Origin of the sequence: Streptomyces sp. P17 (assembly GCF_032436805.1) — a bacterium.
In the GTDB taxonomy this organism is placed as follows: domain Bacteria; phylum Actinomycetota; class Actinomycetes; order Streptomycetales; family Streptomycetaceae; genus Streptomyces.
The window spans coordinates 1-259 of the sequence record NZ_JAVRBF010001072.1 but is presented as its reverse complement, the minus strand read 5'-3'; the positions used below and the strand labels follow the sequence as shown (position 1 = coordinate 259).

Genomic DNA, 259 nt, shown 5'->3' with positions numbered 1-259 from the left:
ACTGTTCCCCACACGCGCGGGGAACAGTCTTCCTGCAAGCTACTGACCAACCAGCACTTTCACAATTTCAAAAAGCGCACCGAAATATCTAGCTCTTTTCAGGGCGGAACTGGACAAGTGTCAAGCCGTCAAAATCCACCGGAACGCGGCGGTTTTGGCCTGTGGTTTTAAACGCAAAACCCTGATCGGTGGGCGCGCGCCACACCATCACGGCGTCACCCCCCTCGATATAGGAAACCACCTGATCCCAGATCCTGTC

1 protein-coding gene is annotated in these 259 nt (G+C 54.8%); it reads right to left on the bottom strand.

Annotated features, from left to right (window positions below):
* Positions 1 to 88 precede the first annotated feature (88 nt).
* The gene (cas2e, locus tag RMT89_RS46370; protein WP_399499049.1) at positions 89 to 253 is read right to left on the bottom strand and encodes a type I-E CRISPR-associated endoribonuclease Cas2e; all 165 of its coding nucleotides are present in this window, start codon (positions 251 to 253) and stop codon (positions 89 to 91) included.
* Positions 254 to 259: the final 6 nt, after the last annotated feature.